We start from the raw sequence: 16,363 nt of genomic DNA, 5'->3' as shown, positions 1-16,363 counted from the left end.
CGCACCGTTAAATCACATACCAAGTATAAGGTAAGGCAGGAGCCGGAATATGCACGAAGGGCTTTATAAAGCAGAATTCGAAACCCCATTTGGCAAAGGGTCTGGAGTTGTCCTGCTGAAGGATGGTTCTATACATGGTGGGAATACGGCCCTCTACTATGTTGGGCGGTATGATGTAACCGGTAATAGCTTTCATGCCCATATTAAAACGAGACGCCATACCCAAGATCTGCAAACAGCATCCGTTTTTGGAATGGAAGATATCAATGTGATCATTGAAGGTGTCATTGACGGCGACGTCATCACCCTGGATGGGGTCGCAGAAGAAGTTCCAGACATGCAAATGCGCGGTAAATTCTCGCTGCTCCCCCTTTAGGAATATTCACTATTCAGATAAAAACCCACGGCGGGAGTATGGCTGCTCATGAAAGCTGAGCTCCCGGGGGCTATTGCTCTCAAAGGCGACATCATCCTCTTCATCTTGCAGATAGCTTTTGTGAATACCTGACGTCATAAAAGATGCTTCTCTCGGCTCAATAAAACCTTCTTCATTGTCATTTGCCACCAAATCCGGATCGCAATTGAAAGTAGATTTAAACTCTTCATCGAATTCTATCATTTCGTTCTGTTTTGTATTCATCATATTTCCCCTCTTATGAATGATTGATTAGCTTGATTTAGGCATCGTCCGCATTTCTGTTTCTGCCCACATTCCCCGCAAGCAGGTTCAGCAAAGACAGGAGTTTATTGATGGTTCGATCGGCCGAGTGATTTGGTGTAAAACTTGAAACAATCGTTGCTATCAGCACCAGAAAGGCAAGGGCCTCACCTGCAAAAAATGTGGCATCCGTTAGATGCAAAAATACTTGATCAATGGGCATGTAGGTCTCCTATTGTGATATGCTTTTGAAATTCTGACCAAACCAGGCAATGGCAGTTGTCAGCGCCAAAATGACCGACCCTGCAATACCGACAAAGCGGACCGCACCTTTACCCATGCTCACTTGGCTGTTGAGCGTTTTCACATCTTCTCTGAGTTCGATCATATCCAGATGCAGGTTCTCAATTCGGGCACGCAAGGCCCCGATTTCATTTGCTAAATGTGTCATGAAGTTTCCCTATCCCACGGCTTCGATTGAAAACCAGGTGGAGTCGTTTTGTAAGATATCTGCCCCGCCTGATGCCGGTGCAATCGCTATCAATTCGAAATAGTCTCCTGCGGTAACTGTCAAAGGGGCGGAACTGATTAGATTGACATCTTCATTGTCCGTTACGCGAATATCGTAAGGCCGTCCCGCAAAGGCTGTACTGCCATTTTTCTGAAGCGATATCTGACGAAGATCGCTGCCGCCACTGCTCCACCTCACTTGCGCGCGAATAACCACTTTACTCACCCCCGCTGGCACTGTTAGGCGTGTTGGGTGAACCGCCGCATCAAAATAGTCGTCGGTGTCATATGAAGCTGTTCCCCAACTCAGGGTAACGAGGCTTCCTGCGGATGGTGTTACTGTGGCACTCAAAGCCGTCAACGCCCCTGAAAAAGTGCCAGAAGTCGCCGCTTCTGTGGCATCTGACAGACGCTTGATAAGCACTCCATCTGAATACATGAAATGGGTTTTTCCATCGGGTAGCGCTGTGCCGATGCCATCTCCGATTTTCAAGGTGATGTCCTGACCAGAGCTGTTTTCCATCATAAAGGGCCGCTTGATGGATGGAAGAGTGACGGTGAGCGCCGCTGCAGGTGTCCCCCCAATCTTATGAAACCAGTTTTTATGAAATACAGTTTCGGAAATTAAAAAATCACCTGCTGTAGCATCATGATCCAGTTTACAGTCACATAAGGCTGCCTCCAGCGCACCATCTGCATCGTTGGACGTCACATACGCCAGCGCCTGATTTTCGGCTATTTGAGGAAGGTTAAGTAAGGTCATATCGTCTCCTTAATTGCGGCAATTCCTCGCCCCACGGCCTCGGACAACTGATAGAGCCTAAGGCCGAGGGATGGGAGGTGATCCTGCGTTTCCGAAAAATGCGCGTTAAACTGATCCAGCGAGTAATCGAAACTGCTAGCATTCGACACAAAAATGGAGGCACTTTGGCCTCCATAAATAAATTCCAGTTCATATCTTTCATCGCGCTCTGCAAGTGGCGGGGAATTTGAAAGTCCCTGCCCTCCAATTCGTGACCGTCGATGCCAGGAGAGTGAGACGGTATCAGTCGAACGCGAAACACTTGAAATTATGGGCGCATATGGTTTCAAATCGCGCCCTGTAAATTTCTGCGTCACTGTTGACGCATCTTCCAGGAGTTCACCATTGGATACCGCCCTGAAATACTTGGTGATATTCAAAGCAGCCAATGGGATAGATCTTTTTGAAATCGCCCCTCCCGATAGAAGAATAACCTTTTCAGCAACCTTGTGATTGCTAATGGCATCTTCAGTGCCACGGCGACCCCGGATCAGATTTGAAAGTCGTGCACGCGTTGGAGAAAGCCACTCTACTTCTGAAAATTGAAGAAGCTCCCCTCCGACAAGGACAAGGTTTCCTCCGCTTAATAATTCTGCTGAAGGTATGGCTTCAATTCTATCCTGACCATGTAACAACTCCACATCCAGATAGTTGTCTCTGTCCGTCCGCCACATCGTTTCCACCGGTGGAAGCGCGTTGACAGCATACCCCCAAGTAACATCAGAAGACATGATCTCTACAAGATCAAAGCGCGTATTGTTATCGGACGCATAAACAGCACTGCTTTGCCAACTTTCAGCCGTGTTGGAGATGCCATAGTAATGCTGCGCAGCTATTCCCCCATTTGCATGACGATCATCAAGTAATGGCAAATCGAGTAGGAACAAATCCGTTTTCTTCGGAGTGGCGATAGGAAGTTCTACATATCCCTTGCCGCTATCGGCCGTGATTTCTCCAAGATCATTTATGATCCCATGACTTCCAACGGTTTCTATTTCCTGTGTGAAGTCCTGCAGATTGTGATTTTGGGTAATGTAGTGTTGGGTACCGTTTATCTCCAAAGGATCTGCAGGATCCAAATGCAGGTATTTAGACGGTAATTGAAACTGCCCTACATCCCTTTCCGCCCAAACCGCTTTCAAGTTTTGAAGAACAGATCGTTTTGCCTTTTCCGCCGTCAAAGCGACAGGAACATTATAGGTTACATCGTTTTTACCGAAACCCACGGCGGAAGGCGCCTCAACTCGCTTGGCTTGTTGGAGCCCAGGCAAATACCCAGTCTCTGTATCAAAATAGCTTAAAGACACTGTCCTTGCGAGTTCGGCCTCCTGCAGCCTTGTGGTCTGCAAAGGCGTCATCATCTCATCATTAGGAATAACGGTCGGGGGCTCATTGCCTCTTGTTTGAAGGATCAGTTTGAAATTACTTTCGACTAGATCAACATCACCCAAGTTCAACAAAGGTTCCATCACTGCCTGAAGACTTCCCTGCCGGGAAATCAAATACCCATCCACATCTCCCGTTACCTTTGAGACATCGAAATCATCCACCGACAGTTCCGCAGACAATAACATCTTCCGGAAAATATCCTGATAAGTTGCCCCTTCCCCCTTAATACGCCGCAAAAGAAGTCGGCGAAGAGGCGCATCAGACGCGAGTGTTATAAGACTATCTGTCTCTTCCTCATACGCGGCAGCATGAACCGGAATACCCGTAACAAAATCGTTGAGATCAATGACTTTCTCTTCCTCGAGACTTTCCGGATCAAGGTAGATCAATTCTGAACTCGACCGTTTGAACACTAGCTTATCTGTTGTCACTTTCTGATTGAGGTTCTGATAGTTTGAGAAGTCCCCATCTCGAAACCCTGAAATAACGTTACGAACCAAAGACCATTTCAAAATCCGATGATTGTTGAGAAGAACTATTTCTCTTGTTCGCGGAAGATAAGTCACGAACCGGGTGATATTAGTTGAAATACCCATAGCGTAAGTAAGCTCCCTCTGCGGGATTTCGTATTTCTCGATGGTTGGCTGATAAATGGACCCTTCACTTCCCACAAATTGATCCATAGACACCCGCACGATATTGACAAGGCTCAGCGGGCTGAGCGCCATATTGCCAGTCATGATTAGCCAGGCATTTTCATTCTCATCTCGAAAAGCCCCTTCACAGGTTAATGCATCTGTTTCTATAGACCCAAGAACACTTAGCCCCTCGTCAAACACGGTAACCTGTCCCGATTGTTGGGATCCTGCTACCTGAAACGAAGGCCCCACTTCAAAGGGGTGGATATCAACAGAAAATGTCACGGCCCCAATCTCGGCGGGCAATGCCATCTGGTGTTCAACGGCCATCAGTTTGGTATTGAATTTAAAAATGCTACGGCCAGCGAGCTTTGCATATCCCGTTCCGCCCCATAGATCCCCGCTCCGATCAACGCTCAATCCGGGAAGCGAACTCGGTAGCTCTGGAAAATCACTGCCTATTGCAAATTCAGAGGCAATACTCAAATTATCCGTATCGATTTTGCGTAGTATGTTCGTGCCACCATCAACTTCGTATGAGTAGAGAAATGCACCATCTTCCTGCAGACAGATTTGATCTGGATGAAAATCTGAAGTTGCACCTGTCTGAACAGGAAATTCTTCTCGCCCTGCTTCGGTCACCATGACCTCAATGTTGGGAAGCCGGTTGCCAAACTCCGATAAGGGAAGTTCATCAAAAACAAGATAACAAATACCCTTATATGCGGGCGTGTTATCGGCTCCAATCTCCGCCTGAATGATGCTATCAGGAGATTGATCCTCACTGCCCGGGTAAAATCGAAAATTCAAGCCTTTCATTTTTTTCGCGGCAGACGATTGTGCGTCAAAAATCAGATTTCCATCCGCCCAGATTTTTAAAAGCTCTCCCATCTCTCCCTTGCAAATCGCCAAGGCAAAACTTGCACTGTAAAGATATTGGGAAGATCCCCCACATACACTGCCCTTACCGCCCTGAACTTCCGCAGCCTGACGGTTCAATGGACCAGCCCAGATTACATTCCCGCCCAGGCGCATTGTGCCAAAAACTGTTGGGACAACCTGCCCATAGCGAGAGCCGGAGATTTTTAAATCTAAAAGACCTGCGGTAGATACCTTCTCCCCACCCACCAGCGCATGTCCCAACATGGATCCGATTTGCCAGCCTGTACCGCTGCCAATTCCTGTATAAGAGCCGATGCCAGCACCCACCGTACTAAACGCCAATGTTGCCATTAAATCGTCCCTTCAATTCGGTAAACTGTTTGCGGCCACCCGTAGGAGTCTAAATCCTCCTCAACAACCTTGCGGCGCCGTGCATGAGCATGGATAACGGTATTTGCACCATCTTCACTACGCACTAAAACTCCCACATGAACAGGGTGTCCGGTTTCACGAAACAGACCAATATCGCCGCTTTTCCACTCGGCAATCGGAACCACACTCAAATGCTGGCTGAGTTTTTGTTGCAACAGGTTTGTTGCCTGACGGCGCGGATATCCTTTAATGTCGGGAAGAGTAACACCAACAAGGAACGCCGCTCTTATACAAAGCCCGATGCAATCCAGCCCCAGAACATCTCTCCCTTGATGCCGCCAGGGGATACCCTTCAAAGAACGGGCGGATTCAACAAACTGAATGCCAAAATCACTCACCTTATCGCCCTCCCAGTAATCTGTCGGTCCCCGGAATATCTGGAAAACCACGAAAATTTATTTGGTTGTTGTAAGTATCTCGGCATGTTGCGAAACTCTTGTCACATCCAGCCGTTAGCTTGACTTGATCACCCACTTCAATAGGTTCGGGAAATGCCAAGAACATCTTTGCTGTTTTGGTCATCTGATCCCAGTTAGAAATTTCCATAGACCGTGAAACATTTGCCCCGCTGGTAAAAGTGATAAGCCCCCCCAACAGATTGACATCTGTTTCAGCGAAATCCTTCAATATAAGATCGCCCTGACCGGAGACCTCCACAACCTCATCCAGCCACTGAAATTCCGCTTTCTCGAGGCCACATTTGACATCACAAAAATCAGCATCACATTCAGCCATGTAAAATCTGGATTGCTCACGCTTCAGCACATGAGTAAGCCCTCTAAGTTCCGCCATAAACTGATTGTCTCGCCAGCTCACCTCGCCGATCCATCCCCGCCTCAAAGGAAGGATACCCATAGAGGGGGCAGACCAGTTGACCAGGAAAAAATAGACTTCCGCGTGGTCATATTTTCCAGACTGGAGGTCCTTTTCTGATATCCATTCTGAAGACAGAACCCCGCTTATCTCCATCTCATCAGTAGAAGTCCCGTTATTTCCTTTAAGAACATCCCGGTTATATCCTTCGCTTGAACGATACAGGTTTCCTTCGATTTCCAAATCGCGATCAAGGTCCGTCAAATAGAGTGAAACCCCATCTTTCCTGTCAATCCTCCAGCAGGAACAAAGGCATGTAACTTCTTGCTCTATATGGGATTTCAGTTCATTTGAAATTGCTTTCATTCGCGGATCTCCAACAATTTCACTTGATGCCATTCATGGCTGTCAGGTCCAGCAAAGGCAGCCGCCATAAGGTCAGTATCAAACCTGACAGGCACATCAAATTCGCAGCTAACCTCAATCTGCACACCATCTGCAGGCGGATCCGTAAAGGTGACAACACCCGTATTGTCATCCAAAGCCCAATTGCCAATCTGCTGAGCCCCACTAAAGAAAAAGGCAGCTGTTCCTGTCACTATGCGGGTCAGTTTTCGAACATACCCATAGGCAGGTGCCCCACTTTCGGCGTAGGTTTTGGTGATCTGAAAACTTGTTGCTACACCATCGCCTGTACCAATAGGCTCTTCCGCCAATTTAAAATCTGCAAAATCTTTGAGACGAAATCCGTAAGCGCGCCCACGTCTTGCATGGAAAAATGCCAGTAATGCGCGCCAGCTTTCTTCGCGTGCTGGTGTCACATCAAATTCATATTCCCGTCTGGCATCCACCCAATTGATGTTCCGCTGTTCGTGACCGGAATTCATCAATTGTACTGTAGTGGAAAATCGCGGACCTCCCGTCGCTCCATAAGAGATTTTGGTTGGAAATCGGACATTGTGAAAAGTCATTCTTTTACCCGTTTCGTTTTAAAAGTCGCTGCGCATTTCGAAGGGCTTCGGTTTGGATTTGAGATTGAGATCGCCTAAAGCTCGCTGCGTCCGAAGCTTGAATGTTGTAATTCAGATTAATCACCTGAGATTGTGAGGAGGCTTGCTTTTCTTGTCTCTGCTGAGCGGGGGTTGAGATATCCACTCGCTCCCCTCGGCTTAGTCTAAGTCCCACCAGATTTCGATCATGCCCAGCCACACCACCAACAGTAAATGATCCGCCAGTTGCAAAACCCGGCAGCAGATTACTTAGTAAATCACCACCAACAGCGGCGATACCGCGACCCAACGACCTCTTCGAAGTCTCTCCACCAAAATACTGATTACCAAGTTTCAGAAGGTCATTTTCAAGGGCTTTCACAAGATCCTTGGCATCCCCCCCCTTGGTCAGAAACACATCGAAGATACTTCCCAATGACTTTTCAAAGCCAGAGCGAACAACAGAACTCAACTTGTTGAATTCACTGGATAATCCAGACACATATGCTGCAGCGCTGTTCTTAGAAAACTCCCTGTTCAATTGTTGAGTTTTCTTAAACAGTACATCCAGATCACTCGACACGCTTTTTAAATCAGAAGCAAGATAATCAGCCATTGTCACCTCATAAGAAAAGCGGCTTTTGGCCGCTTCTAAAATTTCGTTTGATCCTGTAAGTCTCGCAACATCAGGAACAGCTTGAACACCAGCCTAACCTCCCACCTTTGGGGAGATACCTCTGCAAGGCAGCGCAAATTCTCAGCAATGATAATTGGCGAAAGCATTTCCCCCGGACGGCATACATTCAGCAAACTTCCAAACATTTCCCACACATGAAGAAGTGCATCGGGGCAAGTCCCCACCTGAAAGCCGTGTGGTTCAATTTTAATGCCCTGACGGCGCAACTGTCTGGTTGCGGCATCTATTGAAATTGACTGACCCGAAGATGTAATCAGTTGACGAAGTTCATTCTTCGCCCAGACCAAAAATCTTTGGATCAGTCTTTCAGAAAATTTGCGCGTTCATCGATAAATTGCTGAACTTGTTCCCGTATCCAGATTTGCTCAGAATAAAGTTTCTCTGCATTTCTCTCAGTAAACGGGAAAGGCTCACCATGGTACTTAACCCCCTCCCAGCCAACAGTTGCAGCGGCCAACCTCTCAACCAAATGGCGTTCCATTTCTGCAGCTGACAGATCTGCTTTGCCTTCAGAAATCTGCCAGTCTATCTGGCGTCGAATAACCCTGCGGAAACTTGGCGCATCTTTTCCTTTCAGATAAATACCAATCGGCAAGGGTTCTTTACGAACAGGATGACAAAGAACCATCTTGGCCCCCAGCTCAGCACTTTGGCTAATGTCCAGATCCCACAAATCAAGATCACTCATGCGCTTGCCCCTTCTGCTGCTCTAGTTATTTTTAAGCTGGTTGCTTCCGTTTCATCATAAAGCGCTGTGAAAGGGAGGGTTTGAATAACGGCGCTGTCCCCTTTTACGGGCATCTCTTGGCCGGTAAACTGAATATGGGGAAGGTGTAATTCATACTCTCCCCCCTCACCTTTTAAATTGATGGAAAGACTGCTTTTTTGCTTATCTAAGAATTTTTGAAGTAAAGCGCTATTTTGAAAATATGCACTGAGTTCCCCTGTAATTCTGTTTTTGCCAAGGGAAATATCCTCGGCACTATCGGCACCGATCACATAATGCTCTTCGGCGTTATTGTTTAGCTTCAGTTCCACCCCAACAATGTAACCTAGTACGCTGCCACCTTCCTTAATCTCCGCCTGAAAACTATCCATCGGCGCAGCAAAGGTCGCAGGTGTCAAAGTCGTAGCCGCAGAACTCTCAGAGCGGCTCATTGTCTTACCCAATACAGAAAAGCGCCCACTTATAATACTATCCGGCCGGATATTGAGGGTCATTTCGTTGAATACGCATCCTGAATATTGCTGATACTCGCCAATATCTGTGAAGACACGTTCCAATGTATAGCTTTTGAATGCTGCACCCGTCTTTAAAGTATCTGCTATCCATGTGCCTCCCAGCAATCCTTCAAACAAGGTATCATAGGCCCCAAAAGACAGCTCAAAATCCACATCCCCTTCCACTTTACCGACACCAGAGATCAATCCCGACAATTGCCGACTCTCATTGATTTCATCACTTTCGATGGTTTGGCGAGACAGACTAAGTTCGCATCCACTATGTCGTAAACTGGTGTGATTGGCAGGATCGGGCTGCACACCAAACTCCTGTTCTTCAACAAAAGACATCTTGTGAAGAGACTGCATGGCAAACGTCATTTAACTCTCCTTAGAAATAAGTGCGCCAGTTAATTTTGAGGCGATAGTGAAAATTTGACGGGGGCGATTTCTGACGGACTAGTTCAGCAATACCAATCGTGACCCTTAAATCCGGTTCAGTCAGGATTGCCCCTACTGGAAACCCCTCCCGAATTTCATCCAGCTTTTGTAGTTCTATCTCCCGGCTCGCTTCCCGTACTTGAAACTCAAAAGTGCCAGTGCGCTCTTGCGGCTCTGCTGCCCCCACAAAAATCTGCTTTGTATTTCCAGGATAAAACTCAGTGAGGATAAAGGATGTTTTATGGGTGCGCCTGTGCCTACTGCTATCATAAACAGTTAGCCCAAGCTGCAAGCCATCTATATGTTTCTCAAAGGCGAGCTTGACGTTGGCGTAACTCATTCTGTCCACACCTCATAAAAGCTGCCAGCCCCATGGTCCAAACTGCGCACTTGCACAATTCTCTGAAGACTGTTTTCAAATTCAAGCTCGTCTCCGGATAACGGGGCAGCCTCTTCACACCAAAGCCAGCCAATTATAGGAGAATTTTGAAATACCGGCCCCTCTTCGATTTTAGAGAACCCACCAAACTCTTTTACTTTCATATATTTGGCGTGAACTTTGGAGGGGTTCGTTAAACTCTCCTCACCCGGGACATAACTGTCATCAGAATGCTGAACAACATTTACATCTTCTGTCAGACCCACTGCCAATTCGAAAGATCGACGAACGATTTTCTTGATATCAAATCGATACATTCTATCCCCGCTGCATTGTGATTGAATAAGGCCGCGCGCCAATTTTCATCAACAGTCGGAACACAAAGCTCGGCTGCTTTTGAGTGTTTGAATAAACAAGTTCAAGGGGGCCCACCTTTTCTCTTATGGGTCGCCTGAAAGTTTCCGCTGCTGACTTGTTTATCATCTCGACGGCAAGTTCCAGAACAGCTGCGCGAAGGGCTGTCGGCAGACCAAAAAGACGACGCCCATCTTGATCATAGGCTTTCGCCCTTGGCCATTTTAGGCCTTGCTGCGCATTCAACAGATATCCCGGATAGCTATAGAGATCGGCATAGGCGCTGGCATTTTTGAGGGCGTTCTCTTTCAAACCTGAAGAGGCACGCGTCCAGCTGCTGTTTTCCAACGCGGCAAAATGTTCGTCAGCATCACTGATCGAAACATAACTCTCGGCATTGGGGACACCAGTTCCGTCTTCAACAATCAAACTCATATTGTTTTTCCTGTTTTTGACAAAAAAAGAGGGGACAAAAGCCCCCTCTGTGTTTCTTTTTAGCCGGCTAAGCGGATTGCCAATTCTGGCCGCACCAGTTTCACGCCCCAAAGCAGATCAAATTCCCAGACGACCTGTTTATATTGACGGCTTACCTCCAACCTGAGCGAAATCCCGGTTTGAGGATCCGTCATCGTCATAATCTGATTACCAAGGCCTGCCCCTATACCACTTTGCGACAGCGGACGGTTTGCAAAGGCGAACGCATCGCGGTTAAACACAAGGTTGACCACGTGGGATCCTGCGAAAGTAAGTTCCAAACCAGTTGTCAGTGTTGGCAATTTGGGTGCCACCGTAAGCGACCTGTTTGCCCCCACAGAAGCAACGGAAAGGACTGTATATTGCTGCTCCCCACCTTCAATAGTGAAGACATCGCCCACATTTGGATCTGACGTCAGACCAGAGACTTCGAGGCTATTTGTCGCGCCATCGATAGCATCAATAATCGGCGTTCCCGCAGCACCCGTGACATGTTCCATCACATGATCGTCACTGAACCAGTTGATACCGTATTTACGGCCGATTTCCCCTTCGATCTTGACGTCGCTTTGCCCAGCTTTGTCCGCATCTGCAAATGCTGACAGATCAAGGGCATTGGCTTCCGCATCAAAGTTCAGAACTCCAAAGCGATTTTCTTTAGGGGCTCTTTGTTTCAACAGAAGTTTCCGCGCCGCTGTTGCATCCGCGGAACTTGCAGCAAAAGGTGTCGTGCCAGGGGCGCCGACCATCCCATAAACCCCGCGATATTCTGCATGGATACTCTTATTCACAGCGTTGGCAAGGGCACGAACCGCAGAACTTACTTGCATTGGCAGGAAGTTTTCTTGGGAGGATATCTCCATCATTTCCTTGTCGGTCAGATGGAAGCTCGCCTTCTTCCAGTTGTTAAGTTCAATTTGAACTTTTTCCGTCGTTACGCTTGCTGATGCTGGTGAGACTTCAGAAGGTGTTACATTTTCTGCCTGCATATCCACTGGGACAGGCACATCAATTGTATCCCCGACCTCGGCAGCGACAGAACTGTAACTACCGTTTACCAGTCGCGGCATGATCGCCTGTTCACGCAATGAAAGCAGGCCACGCGCAAGAATCTTCGGCATCACCGCCGAAATTTCGTTTGTCATATTGTTCTCCGAAAGTTGAAGGTAAGGTACGTGTTAATAAGGACTAGCGGGACACCTCAATTTTCCCGCGGGCGATATCTTCGATGTTTGAATTAAGTGCCGCTTGATCAAATGCACTAAGCGGCTTGAGAGGCGAGCGAAATGAAGTCGTCTTAACCCCGGCTCCTCTGGAGGGAGCGCTCATAAAGGCAGCTGCCATCTCCGGTGTTTGCCTCATTTCCTGAATTTTATCAGCAACGGTAAGAAGCCCCCCTTCTCTATTGCGTAGTGGCTCTTGATCAGGGCCGACCACACAAACCACAGCCTCCCCATCGATGTTTCGAACAGAGGTCACCTTTTCAAGATGAGGACTAAGGAGGGAATAATTTCCGCCAGCTTCAAAAAGACCCATCTTGATTTCTGACATTCTCTTCAGTTGATCTCTCTCTTCGCGCAGTGCATTGGCTTCTTCGTTTTTTTCATCCAGTGCTTTCCTTAAATCTGGAACAGGGTCACCGCTTGGCATTTTGTCTTCCTGAAACTCACCAGAGGCTTCCTCCAGGATATTTTGAACTTCCTGTTCAAATTCCATGTCATCTCTCCATAAAAAAAGCCCTTCAAAAGAGGGCTTACATATTGAATAAAAATCAGTTTTCAGAGGAGTTGGTTGCTATCTCGAAAGGGAGCTTTAATCGACCTTCTGGATCATGACCTATCCACTTTCCGAACCATCGCATCAGGTTATTCAAACTTTCTTCCACTTCGAAATTAAACATTCGTATCGGCGAATAACTGTCACCAGCTTCTAATAAACGCCCTGTTGCAGTCTCAAGCGCACTACCTTTTTCCAGTTGCATTCCGAATTGCTGGATCACCTGCTCAAGCTCTTTAAGCTCTCTTGCTCCTGCTTCCAGAGCAGAGCCTGTACTTTCCACATAATAATATCTGCCGTCTGTATCGGACGTGGTCAGTACCTTGTTTGGACCCACTTCTATGGGGCCATCCAGTTCCGGATCATACCCGGAGGCAGCGAGAATGGGAAAAGAAGCCACGTTCAGTGCGTTTCGTTGATCAGACCTGATTTGGAAATGCTCCAGATTGAGATATGCCAGATCCTCCAGCGGGGGCTCCGCCTGCATAAAGCCTGTTCTCTTGGCATAAAGCGGGACTATGGGAACGGCACCCAACTGGTTCTCAGCGCTTTCAATAATTTGCCATTTCCCCTTGTCATCTTGCTCATAAAGCTCCCACACATCTTTAGCAACGCGTCTGATCCGCTCTCTTGATCGCCCGTGGACCTGGGAGCTATTTCTTGTCGCTTCCAATATTCTTATTTCCTGAATATCAGGAGCCCCCTGAGCATCTGACCATTCGATAGATAGCAGTTGGTCAGCTTTCAAATGAACCGCATATGGACGCCCCGCTGCGAAATCCACATAGGCATAGGAAATACCGCAAACCAGTGCATCCACGAACCAATCTCTGGCAAAGCTCGTCACCCCTTGTCCCATCAAATTAATATCCGTCAGAAACTCCAGAAACTTGATATTAAATGCCGTATCTGGAGAGACGGCCCCAGCGAAGACATGCCCGGTAATACGATCAACACTTTTCCTAAAATAGTTTCTGAGCACTGTCCGGCGGGACCGTTCTGCATAAACCCGCTCATTCTCAGCCGGGTGTTTGGGCAGAAACCGACTGCCATGGGAAAGCATCGCTTGCGTCCCTCCCATCAACGCTTTGGGCAGGATCCATTTTTCCGCCATTTCCATATACTCGGGCGATTTTATTGATGGATCGATCATCAATACATTTCCTTTCTGCTTGTCGCTCTTTGGCGAAGGAAAAAGTTAAACGCGTCCACGGCAGCATCCACCTGATCATCGTGACGCCCTCCTGGAAAGGCTTCCAATTCCCGGAGGAAAAGCTCATTCCAGTCATCCGATACAAGCCCAACATTCCCTGCTTCAACTTGAGCAGAAAAAGCCCGCGCCCGTGCCATCTTGCTTCCCGATACCGGCAGTGCTTTTACTCTGTATCCCGCTAACATCCTGATCAGGCTTTGAGATTGTGATTTCCCCGCCTGCCCCGGATCTTGAGGCAGGACAATGGCAACCGCTTTGCCATCCTCTTTTGCCGTCCTTTTGATAAGGTCTTCAATTTGACCGGGACTTCCTCGCATGCGCTTCACATCAAGGATGTAGTACCTACCACTGGAGTCTTTGCCGATTTTGACCCCGGCCGTCCAGTCAGCCCGGCCTCCACCGCTTTCATTTTCCGATGTGGCCGCCAGATCCCAACCTCGCACTTCTCGAAGATCTGCCGTGAGTGCTGGAGCTCTGGAAAACCATTCTCTTCTGAAAAACTCCCCCCCTTCGGGCCTTATCCTCCAGTTTCCGTTCAAAAGTCGTTCACGCTCCACCCGATCTAGGGCCGCCAAATTTGCACGATAGGCTGGATCACTTTTAAGAAGGATCTGATTGTCTTCCACCGAGGCGGACACGAATGTCATGGATTTTGGAGATTGGTCCTCAAACCGCTGCTTTAGTTCGTGTTCATTACCGGACCAATGCAGGTCATCTCCCTCTTTCACAAACCATCTGACAGCTCCACTGTTGCACGCCGGGATTTGGCCGGTTGCGTCATCAATCCACCAATCAATCAGACGCGCAACCCAGCTGTCAGCATCTGGATTACAAGTGGCCCTTACGTATGGCCTGATACCGCAAACTGAACGGTTGCGACTCAACAGATAATAAAACTGTTTTTCCGTAAAATGAGTAAGTTCATCAAATCCCAGAAAAGCAATCTCAGTTCCCTGCCAGTCATAACAGTTCTTCTCATGCTCCATAGATCCGAAACTTATTGTTGCCCCGGATGGAAATCTCCAGACCAGATCTGTCTCTTTGGCTGTTGCTCCCAGATGTGAATATAGTTTTCGGGCTGCATCCCAAAGCCCCCCTTCGTTTCTGATCTGCTTTGATGTACGCCTGAAAATGACCGCCCGAAACAGTGGGTTATCAATATGGCGCAATGGCTCCAGCAGTAACGCGTAGCTTTTCCCGCCTCCTGCTGCGCCGCCATAAATCCCGATATCAGCGGAACTTGCCAAAAAGGTCTCTTGCGGACCTGGTTGTGGTTTAAGATCGTCCATTGTCAGGAATATAGATTTTTGGTTTGATAGATTTCACACCGCCAGTGCTGTTATTACCTTTGGCATTTCCATAAATCTCAGGCGCAAATTGCTCCATTAACCATCGCCTGACATCGATCCTCAATTTTGATCGCGCTGCAGCCTCTTTATTTTCAACACCCTCCTCCTGTTCTTTGGCATCTGCGATTAACAAGATTTCACGCGAAAAAAAATCCGCCAACAAGTGGCGGATTTTTCGATCTTCCTGTTTTGAAAATGCCGTACTTCGAAAAGTCATTGCTTTTTGCAATATGTTCGAACTTGATAGCTCTTCAAAAAAGGTAGCGGTTTCGTTATTTGTCTCAATCTTGTCGAAAAGCAGTTGGCGCACTGCTGCCACACCGCGCCTGTATTTTGGAAATCCAAACGCCATATCCTACCCTTAGTTGTATTTTATGGAATTATCTAAAGTCTGTTATTGTTAGAAATTACTCAAAACACTGAGAATACAAAACTTCTACCCACAGAATCACGTAATAAGTCTTTGTTTTATATTCAAATAAAGAGAATAAAAAAAGCCTGAAACTCCTTCAGAATTTCAGGCCCTTTTTCTCGACTATGGAAAACAGATTATCAAATTGACCCCGTGGCGTCAAGTTTTTTCTACATTATGGTGCATTTTAATTTTATTATATTCATCCAAAGCCGTAATAAGATTGCCCTTGGCAAACCCTTTTCTGCGGCTAAAGGCCTGATCAATTTCACGGCAACTTTTCCCAAAAATCAGTATATCCAATGCTGCGACTACGCTGAAATAGGTACCATGATTATAGCTGGCCCAAAAAGTGAATTTATCTATAAGATGCTCTGTAAAGTCACTGGGATTGCTATTCCCTTTCGGCATCCAAATAAAATTCTGGGTACGTGCTTCCAACCCTCTGAACTTGGCGACAAATCCAAAATATATTCGATGCGCTGCCTTTACTTGCGCTTCGCTCAAGTTCGTCCAAATTTGCGAATTGTTTCTAGGCTTTTTCCTAGTTGTTCTGGAATTTTCCTCCTGCTCCCTTAACCTTTTCTGGAGCATCTCATAAGGGAAATTATCATTCCCCGCCGGAGCGGTCTTAATTATCGCCTTTATACTTCTCGATTTTTCTGCGGTATTTTTACTATTCATTGGCGCGTTTACTCCTGATATTGCTGAAAAAACATTCTGAAAGTACTGCCTCGAACTAAACGGGCCTCTCTTTCAATCCAGGCAATGACACCATCAAAAAGAGAGAGATGAAAAAAATAAATCACTCTTATTGATTGATATTGCACATATTTTTTACAATTCGAAAAATTCTCGCTAAATTTGCGTAACTAAAATTTTTCGATCTTTAGGATAAAATAAAGCAGTTACCGGTCAATTTTTTTTACGATAT

General features: G+C 47.0%; 21 protein-coding genes. 1 reads left to right on the top strand and 20 read right to left on the bottom strand.

What is annotated here, in order from left to right:
* The first annotated feature begins 49 nt into the window (after positions 1 to 49).
* Positions 50 to 376 (top strand): GrlR family regulatory protein, encoded by a 327-nt coding sequence (locus GUA87_RS09475; RefSeq protein ID WP_193716314.1) that lies wholly within the window; start codon positions 50 to 52, stop codon positions 374 to 376.
* Positions 377 to 385: 9 nt separating this feature from the next.
* On the opposite strand, the gene GUA87_RS09470 is transcribed toward GUA87_RS09475, so the two are convergent.
* From GUA87_RS09470 to GUA87_RS09375, 20 genes are all read right to left on the bottom strand, one after another.
* Complete coding sequence (locus tag GUA87_RS09470) at positions 386 to 643, bottom strand: hypothetical protein (RefSeq protein ID WP_193716313.1); 258 nt, start codon at positions 641 to 643, stop codon at positions 386 to 388.
* Positions 644 to 677: 34 nt separating this feature from the next.
* On the bottom strand, positions 678 to 881 hold the full coding sequence (locus GUA87_RS09465; RefSeq protein ID WP_193716312.1) for a hypothetical protein: 204 nt from the start codon (positions 879 to 881) through the stop codon (positions 678 to 680).
* Between the two features lie 9 nt (positions 882 to 890).
* Positions 891 to 1,109 (bottom strand): hypothetical protein, encoded by a 219-nt coding sequence (locus tag GUA87_RS09460; protein WP_193716311.1) that lies wholly within the window; start codon positions 1,107 to 1,109, stop codon positions 891 to 893.
* A gap of 9 nt (positions 1,110 to 1,118) precedes the next feature.
* A complete protein-coding gene (locus tag GUA87_RS09455; protein ID WP_193716310.1) occupies positions 1,119 to 1,931 on the bottom strand; it encodes a hypothetical protein in 813 nt (270 codons plus the stop codon).
* Positions 1,928 to 5,230 carry a phage tail protein gene (locus tag GUA87_RS09450; RefSeq protein ID WP_193716309.1) on the bottom strand — a complete coding sequence of 1,101 codons (3,303 nt, stop codon included), beginning with the start codon at positions 5,228 to 5,230 and terminating at the stop codon, positions 1,928 to 1,930. Before GUA87_RS09450 ends, GUA87_RS09455 begins: the two co-directional genes overlap by 4 nt.
* Positions 5,230 to 5,649: a C40 family peptidase gene (locus tag GUA87_RS09445; RefSeq protein ID WP_193716308.1), complete on the bottom strand. Its 420-nt coding sequence runs from the start codon at positions 5,647 to 5,649 to the stop codon at positions 5,230 to 5,232. Before GUA87_RS09445 ends, GUA87_RS09450 begins: the two co-directional genes overlap by 1 nt.
* A gap of 1 nt (position 5,650) precedes the next feature.
* Entirely contained in the window at positions 5,651 to 6,490 is an 840-nt protein-coding gene (locus tag GUA87_RS09440; RefSeq protein ID WP_193716307.1) for a DUF2163 domain-containing protein, read from the bottom strand.
* A complete protein-coding gene (locus GUA87_RS09435; RefSeq protein WP_193716306.1) occupies positions 6,487 to 7,095 on the bottom strand; it encodes a DUF2460 domain-containing protein in 609 nt (202 codons plus the stop codon). The genes GUA87_RS09440 and GUA87_RS09435 overlap by 4 nt, the downstream gene beginning before the upstream one ends.
* Positions 7,096 to 7,099: 4 nt before the next feature.
* Complete coding sequence (locus tag GUA87_RS09430; protein ID WP_193716305.1) at positions 7,100 to 7,729, bottom strand: hypothetical protein; 630 nt, start codon at positions 7,727 to 7,729, stop codon at positions 7,100 to 7,102.
* Between the two features lie 379 nt (positions 7,730 to 8,108).
* Positions 8,109 to 8,498 carry a hypothetical protein gene (locus GUA87_RS09425; RefSeq protein ID WP_193716304.1) on the bottom strand — a complete coding sequence of 130 codons (390 nt, stop codon included), beginning with the start codon at positions 8,496 to 8,498 and terminating at the stop codon, positions 8,109 to 8,111.
* Complete coding sequence (locus GUA87_RS09420; RefSeq protein ID WP_193716303.1) at positions 8,495 to 9,412, bottom strand: phage tail tube protein; 918 nt, start codon at positions 9,410 to 9,412, stop codon at positions 8,495 to 8,497. Before GUA87_RS09420 ends, GUA87_RS09425 begins: the two co-directional genes overlap by 4 nt.
* Positions 9,413 to 9,422: 10 nt before the next feature.
* Entirely contained in the window at positions 9,423 to 9,812 is a 390-nt protein-coding gene (locus tag GUA87_RS09415; RefSeq protein WP_193716302.1) for a hypothetical protein, read from the bottom strand.
* Positions 9,809 to 10,168, bottom strand: coding sequence for a hypothetical protein (locus GUA87_RS09410; protein ID WP_193716301.1), 360 nt, complete (start codon positions 10,166 to 10,168; stop codon positions 9,809 to 9,811). The genes GUA87_RS09415 and GUA87_RS09410 overlap by 4 nt, the downstream gene beginning before the upstream one ends.
* 1 nt (position 10,169) lies before the next feature.
* On the bottom strand, positions 10,170 to 10,640 hold the full coding sequence (locus GUA87_RS09405; protein WP_193716300.1) for a DnaT-like ssDNA-binding protein: 471 nt from the start codon (positions 10,638 to 10,640) through the stop codon (positions 10,170 to 10,172).
* 59 nt (positions 10,641 to 10,699) lie between these two features.
* Entirely contained in the window at positions 10,700 to 11,824 is a 1,125-nt protein-coding gene (locus GUA87_RS09400; RefSeq protein WP_193716299.1) for a P22 phage major capsid protein family protein, read from the bottom strand.
* 43 nt (positions 11,825 to 11,867) lie between these two features.
* Positions 11,868 to 12,395 carry a hypothetical protein gene (locus tag GUA87_RS09395; protein WP_193716298.1) on the bottom strand — a complete coding sequence of 176 codons (528 nt, stop codon included), beginning with the start codon at positions 12,393 to 12,395 and terminating at the stop codon, positions 11,868 to 11,870.
* Between the two features lie 55 nt (positions 12,396 to 12,450).
* Positions 12,451 to 13,608, bottom strand: coding sequence for a DUF4055 domain-containing protein (locus GUA87_RS09390; protein WP_193716297.1), 1,158 nt, complete (start codon positions 13,606 to 13,608; stop codon positions 12,451 to 12,453).
* Entirely contained in the window at positions 13,608 to 14,915 is a 1,308-nt protein-coding gene (gene terL, locus GUA87_RS09385) for a phage terminase large subunit (RefSeq protein WP_227711821.1), read from the bottom strand. Before terL ends, GUA87_RS09390 begins: the two co-directional genes overlap by 1 nt.
* A gap of 28 nt (positions 14,916 to 14,943) precedes the next feature.
* Positions 14,944 to 15,369 (bottom strand): hypothetical protein, encoded by a 426-nt coding sequence (locus GUA87_RS09380; RefSeq protein ID WP_193716295.1) that lies wholly within the window; start codon positions 15,367 to 15,369, stop codon positions 14,944 to 14,946.
* A 219-nt stretch (positions 15,370 to 15,588) separates the two neighbouring features.
* Positions 15,589 to 16,113: a hypothetical protein gene (locus GUA87_RS09375; protein ID WP_193716294.1), complete on the bottom strand. Its 525-nt coding sequence runs from the start codon at positions 16,111 to 16,113 to the stop codon at positions 15,589 to 15,591.
* Positions 16,114 to 16,363 lie beyond the last annotated feature (250 nt).

Source organism: Sneathiella sp. P13V-1, from assembly GCF_015143595.1.
GTDB lineage: Bacteria > Pseudomonadota > Alphaproteobacteria > Sneathiellales > Sneathiellaceae > Sneathiella.
Note: the sequence above shows the minus strand (reverse complement) of the source record. Positions and strands in the feature narration are given on the sequence as shown.